The sequence below is a fragment of the Vibrio injensis genome (assembly GCF_001895205.1).
Taxonomy (GTDB): Bacteria; Pseudomonadota; Gammaproteobacteria; order Enterobacterales; family Vibrionaceae; genus Vibrio; species Vibrio injensis.
This window is the reverse complement of sequence record NZ_BDJF01000004.1, coordinates 1-7,107: the sequence shown is the minus strand read 5'-3', so window position 1 is coordinate 7,107 and position 7,107 is coordinate 1. Positions and strand designations below refer to the sequence as shown.

9 protein-coding genes and 1 pseudogene are annotated in these 7,107 nt (G+C 40.9%); 6 read left to right on the top strand and 4 right to left on the bottom strand.

Going from position 1 to position 7,107, the window contains the following annotated elements; translation table 11 throughout:
• The first annotated feature begins 186 nt into the window (after positions 1–186).
• The 4 genes and pseudogenes from BSR11_RS00130 (at position 187) to BSR11_RS00110 (ending at position 2,538) form a co-directional block, all read left to right on the top strand.
• Positions 187–696 carry a GNAT family N-acetyltransferase gene (locus tag BSR11_RS00130; RefSeq protein ID WP_002053638.1) on the top strand — a complete coding sequence of 170 codons (510 nt, stop codon included), beginning with the start codon at positions 187–189 and terminating at the stop codon, positions 694–696.
• Between the two features lie 136 nt (positions 697–832).
• On the top strand, positions 833–1,432 hold the full coding sequence (locus tag BSR11_RS00125; RefSeq protein ID WP_001891245.1) for a glutathione S-transferase family protein: 600 nt from the start codon (positions 833–835) through the stop codon (positions 1,430–1,432).
• A 320-nt stretch (positions 1,433–1,752) separates the two neighbouring features.
• Positions 1,753–1,883, top strand: a pseudogene (locus BSR11_RS17605) (DUF3709 domain-containing protein); the annotation flags it as partial.
• Positions 1,884–2,355: 472 nt separating this feature from the next.
• Entirely contained in the window at positions 2,356–2,538 is a 183-nt protein-coding gene (locus BSR11_RS00110; protein WP_072668508.1) for a DUF645 family protein, read from the top strand.
• An 866-nt stretch (positions 2,539–3,404) separates the two neighbouring features.
• Here the strand turns inward: BSR11_RS00110 and BSR11_RS00105 are convergent.
• The 4 genes from BSR11_RS00105 to BSR11_RS17375 form a co-directional block, all read right to left on the bottom strand.
• A complete protein-coding gene (locus tag BSR11_RS00105) occupies positions 3,405–3,704 on the bottom strand; it encodes a type II toxin-antitoxin system RelE/ParE family toxin (RefSeq protein WP_072668507.1) in 300 nt (99 codons plus the stop codon).
• Positions 3,701–3,943 carry a type II toxin-antitoxin system ParD family antitoxin gene (locus BSR11_RS00100; protein WP_001107719.1) on the bottom strand — a complete coding sequence of 81 codons (243 nt, stop codon included), beginning with the start codon at positions 3,941–3,943 and terminating at the stop codon, positions 3,701–3,703. The genes BSR11_RS00105 and BSR11_RS00100 overlap by 4 nt, the downstream gene beginning before the upstream one ends.
• A gap of 209 nt (positions 3,944–4,152) precedes the next feature.
• Positions 4,153–4,554 (bottom strand): reverse transcriptase domain-containing protein, encoded by a 402-nt coding sequence (locus tag BSR11_RS17380; RefSeq protein WP_240004022.1) that lies wholly within the window; start codon positions 4,552–4,554, stop codon positions 4,153–4,155.
• A 128-nt stretch (positions 4,555–4,682) separates the two neighbouring features.
• Positions 4,683–4,922: an RNA-dependent RNA polymerase family protein gene (locus tag BSR11_RS17375; RefSeq protein ID WP_240004021.1), complete on the bottom strand. Its 240-nt coding sequence runs from the start codon at positions 4,920–4,922 to the stop codon at positions 4,683–4,685.
• An 876-nt stretch (positions 4,923–5,798) separates the two neighbouring features.
• Between BSR11_RS17375 and BSR11_RS00080 the strand changes: the two genes are divergently transcribed.
• Both BSR11_RS00080 and BSR11_RS00075 read left to right on the top strand, forming a co-directional pair.
• Entirely contained in the window at positions 5,799–6,377 is a 579-nt protein-coding gene (locus tag BSR11_RS00080) for a hypothetical protein (protein ID WP_305848786.1), read from the top strand.
• Positions 6,378–6,518: 141 nt separating this feature from the next.
• Positions 6,519–7,064 carry a GNAT family N-acetyltransferase gene (locus BSR11_RS00075; protein WP_072668504.1) on the top strand — a complete coding sequence of 182 codons (546 nt, stop codon included), beginning with the start codon at positions 6,519–6,521 and terminating at the stop codon, positions 7,062–7,064.
• The last annotated feature ends 43 nt before the right edge of the window (positions 7,065–7,107 follow it).

The following is a 7,107-nucleotide window of genomic DNA, read 5'->3' as shown; positions in this document are numbered from 1 at the left end:
GTCTGGGTCTCACTTTACCCTTATTCGTTAGTTATTATCCATACAAACGGTTCAAGAGGGACAACCAACGCGTGGCATTTTTACTATGCGTTGATTTTTGTGGTTACGGTGTTATGCGGAAGCTTGGTAGTGGCGTTGGTTGCCCCTTAACCGGGCGTTATAAAGCTCGAAGAAAGAGGACATTTTGTGGAAATTCGAACAGGTGAATTTGAAGATATTGCGGGCATTACCGACATATTTAACTTTTATATTGAACATACCAATGCACGCTTTGAGGAATTTCCATTTACTCTGGAAAATCGTGAGGAATGGTTCTCTCAGTTTTCTAGAACCACCAAATATCAAATATATGTGGCTGTAGAAAACGGTGTGTTGCAAGGTTTTGCATGTTCCCAAAAGTACAGAGCAATACCAGCTTTTGATGACACTGTAGAGGTGAGCGTTTATCTGGCACAAGAAGCTAAAGGGAAAGGTTTAGGTTCGAAGCTTTATACTCAGCTGTTTTCATCCATTCGTGCTTATGGCGTCCATCGTATATTGTCGGGTGTTGCATTACCAAATGACGCATCAGTAGCATTACATAAACGGTTTGGTTTCCGAGAAGTCGGCATTTTCAACGAATATGCCAAGAAACATGGGCAGTACATCAGCTCGGTGTGGTTAGAAAAAGCGCTTAACGTAGAGTCCGCTTTATAACAAACGCCTCAAGAGGGACTGTCAACGCGCGGCGTTTCCAGTCCCATTGAGCCGCGGTGGTTGCAGTTGTTGTGTTTGAGTTTAGTGGTATGCGTTGCCAGCCCCTTAGGCGGGCGTTATGTTTTTCGGAGTTAAAATGGACTTGTCACTTTATAGCGCAAAGGGTTCCAACAGCTCAGAAAGGGTTGAATGGATGCTTAATTTCAAAGGTATCCCGTACGAACGAATTGAAGTTAGCTCGGACGACCTTGCTACGACTTATCGTGTGATGAATCCATTTGGCTATGTGCCTTCGTTGTTAGTTGATGGTCTAGTATTTACTGAGTCAATGGCTATTGCCGAATACCTCGAAGAGCGATTTCCAACGAGTCCATTGCTAGGTCAAAGTCTTGAGGAAAAAACAAAAATCCGCTCAGTTTGTGAATACGTGAACTCCAGTATTCATTCACCTCAAAACCGAACTGTGCTTAACTTTTTTAGGCCCGACCTAGATGAAACATCCAAACGGAAAGTTCGGGGAGAGTGGATTATGCTGTGTCTTGATAAGTTAAGTCAGACGATTTGTAATGAATCAGGTTTTATTATTGGTCGGACTTTTAGTCTTGCGGATATTTTTGTAGCGTCAATTTACAAGAAAGCTCTCCAGCATGGTTATGTTGAAAGTGAGTTTTATAATAACCATCTGATCTACATTAGAAAAAATGAAAGAGTAGCCGTTTCAGAACCACAAACATAACAAACGCCTCAAGAGGGACTGTCAACGCGTGGCGTTTCCAGTCCCAATGAGCCGTGGTGGTTATGGTTGTTGTGTTTGAGTTTGGTGTAATGCGTTGCCAGCCCCTTAGGCGGGCGTTATGCTTAATCTCATAAAATCAATCGGTTGTGGTCTTTTCTTTGTTCCTTCGGCCATTCGATCTTGTTTGTCGGCAATGATTCAAAGCTGTCGCTGCTTGAAATGAATTGATGCTGTGAGTTTCGAGCGGTTGCCTCATTTTAGTTCTGAGCCGGTTCGTGTTGAGTTTCTTTTTCTCAAGTCGCTTTGAGTAATTTGGTCCTTTGGCTTATCGGCTAAAAGCGTATCGGCAATTTTCTATTGTCTTGCGCTGCCTAATGAAAAGGTAATTTCGTTGGCGCTGCTGGTTCAGCGTAGTTGCCTCATTCGAGTTTCACGCCAGTTTGTTGTGAGTTTGGTTGGTCAGATTTTCATTGAAAGGGCACTTTGTTCTTTTGATCGAAGTGAATTTAACTCAGTTTTTGTTCAAATCATGGTTTCGCTCAGGTTAACGAGTTTTGGTGCTTGGGTTGGTTTGAAAGTCTGAGTTATTCTAATGGTTATTTAAACCTAAGTGTTTGAAGTTTAAGCATAACAAACGGTTCAAGAGGGACAGCCAACGCGTGGCATTTTTGCTATGCGTTGGTTTTTGTGGTTACGGTGTTATGCGGAAGCTTGGTAGTGGCGTTGTCTGCCCCTTAACCGGGCGTTAGCTTCTTAAAGGCTAGAATCATCAAAATCTAAGCTCATTTGTTGTGAAAATTCAGCTTTAAGCGTTCAAGTAGCACTATTTGGCTTTTTAGTTTTGTCTGATGCTGATTTGGTAGAAAGTGTTGAATGTTCAGCAGTTTTCAAGTCGCTGAAACCCATCAAGCTTCGATGCTTCAGTGTTGTTGGACGCACAGTACGGTCAGCTTAGTTTTACAAAATGCTGCATCATCGCTGTGATCTTGCTTTCTTTGTCGCGGACTCTTAACCGTGGCCAACTTAGCCTTGAGCGTTTTGAGTTTTGGCAGCCAACTTCACAGCTTTTGGTGTTGGACGTGTGTTTGCTTGATGCTTTTGCGTAAAATCACTTTCAAGCAAAGGTGTTTAAAAGTTATTTGGAAACAACAGGCTACGAAGCTAACAAACGCCTCAAGAGGGACTGTCAACGCGCGGCGTTTCCAGTCCCAATGAGCCGCGGTGGTTGCAGTTGTCGTGTTTGAGTTTAGTGTTAATGCGTTGCCAGCCCCTTAGGCGGGCGTTATGCTTTATTGAGCCTCAGCAAAATCAATATATAAATTTTAATGGGAAAACTTAGTCTGATTTAGACGTTTTTGTATTCTAATTTATTGATATTATGAGTTTATTGTTCTTTTTGGTGGCGATTGAAAGTTGAACGATGCTTGTGTTTTGTCGGTCAACTCTGCTCTGATAAATTGTGTACGCAAAAGGTTCGATTGTTGCTGAAAGGTCTCTTTCTTTGGTGTTGCTGGCTCATTGATTCCGCGAGCTATTTCGCTTCAGCATGTTTGGGATCTCATGAACATCTTGCTTGCTGACAGTGTTTGGTTAGCGCAAGTTTATCGATGCTTGTGCGCTTTTTTCCGGCTTTGCTCTGATAAATTGTGTGCGTAAAAGGTTCGATTGTTGCTGAAAGGTCTCTTTCTTTGGTGTTGCTGGTTCATTGATTCCGCAAGCTAATTCGCTTCAACTTGTTTGGGATCTTATCGACAACAATGATTGCTGAAAGTAGGCTGGTTTTTCATTTTGAGTTAAACTGCTGCGAACAAATGAATTTTGTAAAAGTTCAATGTAATCAATAAGTAATAAAGCATAACAAACGCTTCAAGAGGGACTTCCAACGCGCGGCATTTTTATTATGCGTTGATTTTGGTGGTTACGGTGTTATGCGGAAACTTGGTAGTAGCGTTGTCAGCCCCTTAAGCGGGCGTTATGCGCCGAATATTGGGTTCACATCCATGCTCTTATGAAGAATTCGGATCACCCTGATTTGTTGGCTGCCGGTTTGCTGATAAAAGATGACGTGACTCCCTTGGGGAAATTTTCTGTATCCCTCTCGGATTTCATCGCATGATTTACCAATGTCGGGATTTTCCGCTAAAAGCCAAAAGGAATCCTCGAATTGCTTTAAATAAACATTTCGCTGCTCTTTTCCCCAGCGTCGTTGAGTGAATAAAGCAATATCACGTAAATCGGCTTTGGCGGCGACGGTAAGATTAAATGGTTTCATCGAATGTTTTCACTATCGAGTTCATTGATGAAGCTATCAAGGTCATAATCAGCGTCACCACTTTGCTCTCCTTCAATAAGTAGTTGACGGAGTGACTGTAGTTTGGTTTCTTGGTTTTCGAGTAGACGTAGCGCAGAGCGAATGACTTCACTTGCTGAGCCGTAACGTCCACTTTGTATTTGGCTTGTAATAAAGCCATCGAAGTGTTCACCAAGAGTGATACTTGTATTTTTAGCCATGAGCCCATCTCCATAAATACCAAAAAGTACCTAATTATGGTATCAAATAGCATTTTGGGCAAGGCGCGCATAACAAACGCCTCAAAGGGACTGCCAACGCGTGGCGTTTTCAGTCCTAATGAGCCGCGGTGGTTGCAGTTGTTGTGTTTGAGTTTAGTGGTGATGCGTTGTCAGCCCCTTAGGCGGGCGTTAACCCTACTATCAGATATTTATAAATCCAGTAGGCGAGCCTGAGATTTATTTACAGTTCCCACATAGCCACCAATGCCTTTGCGTTGCATGATTGATTGGCTATTTTGATATGCTTCGTAAAGCAATTTGAATCGCTCTTTCGTTATCACCATTGAATTGTGGGTAACTTCGATGTTGAAAGCTACGACAGTGGAATCTGCTGGCGATTCTTTTAACGCGTTTAATGTAAACTTAGAACGTTTGGCTGCGTTTTTTAGCCGTTCACACCAGTGCTTCAAAAGCTCTTTGTCATTTGATGAGATCACAATGTCATCAACATAAACACTAATAGTGACATTTTGGTCGTTAAAGCATGAGTCTAGTTCAGAACCAAATGTGCTTTTATGTAAACAAATAGAGGCTAAAATTGGCGACTGCACGTACCCATAAGGAATGCTGTGCGAATGGGCTTTAGAGCCATCATTTTTGACAGATGAGAGTTTGGCTAACTTTCGTGCGATATCGTATCCAAAAAGTGGTTTTAAAGTTCTTGTAACTCTTGTGCGACTTATAGAACCAAAAAATCTTTGATATCAAGGCTAGCAAAGAAATTATTAGTTGTATGTTTTTCCAAAGCTTTTACATGGCCGCCGTCACGCAGGTGATAATAGTACTCAGGAGCTTTCCACTTTTTACGAATTTGGGTAATCAATTCACGACCGTATTTTTTGGATTCTAAGGTTGGTTCATACACCCAAGTTCCGGGTTTTACTTCAAACCTATTTTTCCATCCAATATTCAGGTACATGTTATTTGATCTTCAGTGCAATAATTAAAAGCCACGTTAAATAGCGCGTAAGCGACTAGTGCAAACTTACCTACAGCTGTAAGCAAGTTGAACACTTTAGTAGTCAACTCGATGCGCTCTTTAACTAGACTTAGATTTGGTTGTTTTTCCATAATCTAGCCCTCCATAAAGACCCCGACATGCCTAGCGCGAGCGCATGACTTTCATTAACTATCAGGACAACATATGAATAACATTGAAATCAATCATAAGAGTCCTCAAGAATCACATTGTGACAACTATAGAGGGATGGCAACGATGTCGCCTAATGTCAGGGACTTTGAATTCTACGCTTAGCTCTAGTAAAGTCAATAAAAACAGTGCTATATGTTGGGAGTAGGGTTAACAAACTGTTTAAGAGTGATTCGCAACGCGTAGCATTTTTGTTATGCGTTAGTTTATGTGTTTAAGGTGGTATGCTGCGGCATTGGTATTGCGTTGCTCACACCTTAACAGGGCGTTATATTTCTCTTAAATTCAACGTGTTACAAATTTAAAAGTAAAGTGATAATGTGGTGTCTTTGCTGGTTGATGATTTCTTGTGATGGATAGCTGTTGATTTGATCAAGTATATCAATTCCTAACGAACATTATCGTTTGGGCTCATTTAGCTGCTATTTTGATTTGGTTTACATTAATGGTTTGTTTCTCTGAGATTTATCATCAGAATCAATTGGTAAGCTTGAGCCAATTTAAAAATTAACTGTTTTTTGTGCCAAAGTTAGCTCAGATTAAGTTAAGTGTTTGATGTTGTTTGCTATTTTCAAAGGTTGTTCGGTGTTTCAGTAGCTGTCTGGAACTGAAATATAACAAACAATTCAAGCAGACCCTCAACGCGTGGCATTTTTATTATGCGTTGAGTTTAGTGATTACGGCGTTGTGCGGGAAGTTGGTAGTTGCGTTTCGGGCTACTTAATTGGGCGTTATGTTTACAATCAACAATCAACAATCAACAATCAACAATCAACAATCAACAATGGAGCTATAAAGATGGAAAGGTACGCTTATTTTTCTCCGGTAATTGTGTCAGCGGAGGAGTTAAAAGGCGCTTATGCATTTGCTGTCGATATTGCAAAGAAGCACAACTCTCGTTTAACTGTTTTAGTTAACAGTATTAGTAATTCAGAACAGTTCCTTAAAAAGATCTTCACAGAACAAGAAACAAACAAGCTTAGGCGATATGAGGCTATTGTTAAAAATGGGCTAGATATTGAGTTAAAGTCTCCGGACGGCTTCAAAGACTATCAATCTTATGGCGTAATTTTGGCTATACATTCATCTCCAAAGGCAATAAATAAGATTGAGTCCAACGATCAAACTAAAGCAGTGGTTGCAGTAGCAGAGGTCAATGAACTAGCTGGGCATCTTGTTGAATGGAAAAAAACTAAAGGTGTCGTGGAGTTGAAGCAACAGTAAACATAACAAACGCTTCAAGAGGGACTTCCAACGCGCGGCATTTTTATTGTGCGTTGATTTCGGTGGTTTAAGTGTTATGCGGAAACTTGGTAGTAGCGTTGTCAGCCCCTTAAGCGGGCGTTATGTTTTTAAGAGGAAATCATGTTTACATTGGATGTTGATACCGATCTGAAACTGGCTTTGGTTAATCCCCAGTTTGCTCCGATCTATCTTGAAATTGTTAGTCGAGAGCGAGAATATTTGAGTCAATGGCTAGCTTGGCCTCCTCATGCCAGCAATGAAGAGTTTTTTCTTAGCTTTATCAACAGTTCATTGCATGATTATGCTGATGGAAAATCTTTAGTTTGTGGGATGATTTATCAAGATAAGTTGGTTGGAAATATCAGTTTTAACAGTATTAACCGTCAACTTAAAAAAGTAGAGATTGGCTACTGGTTAAGCTCAGAATACCAAGGTAAAGGTATTGTGAGTAAGTCAGTTTTAAAACTGGTCGACTTGGCTTTTACTGAACTTGACATGGAAAAGGTTCAGATATCAGCAGCGAGCGAAAATATTCCAAGTCGTAATGTATGTGAGCGTTTAGGTTTCTCGCTTGAGGGCATAATCAGCCGCGCAGAAAATTTGAATGGCCGAGTTGTAGATCATGCAGTTTATGGTCTAAGTCGTACCAATTGGCCCAAAACATAACAAGAGACTATGGCGTCAAGAGTTAATTTTTGGCGCTGTTTGC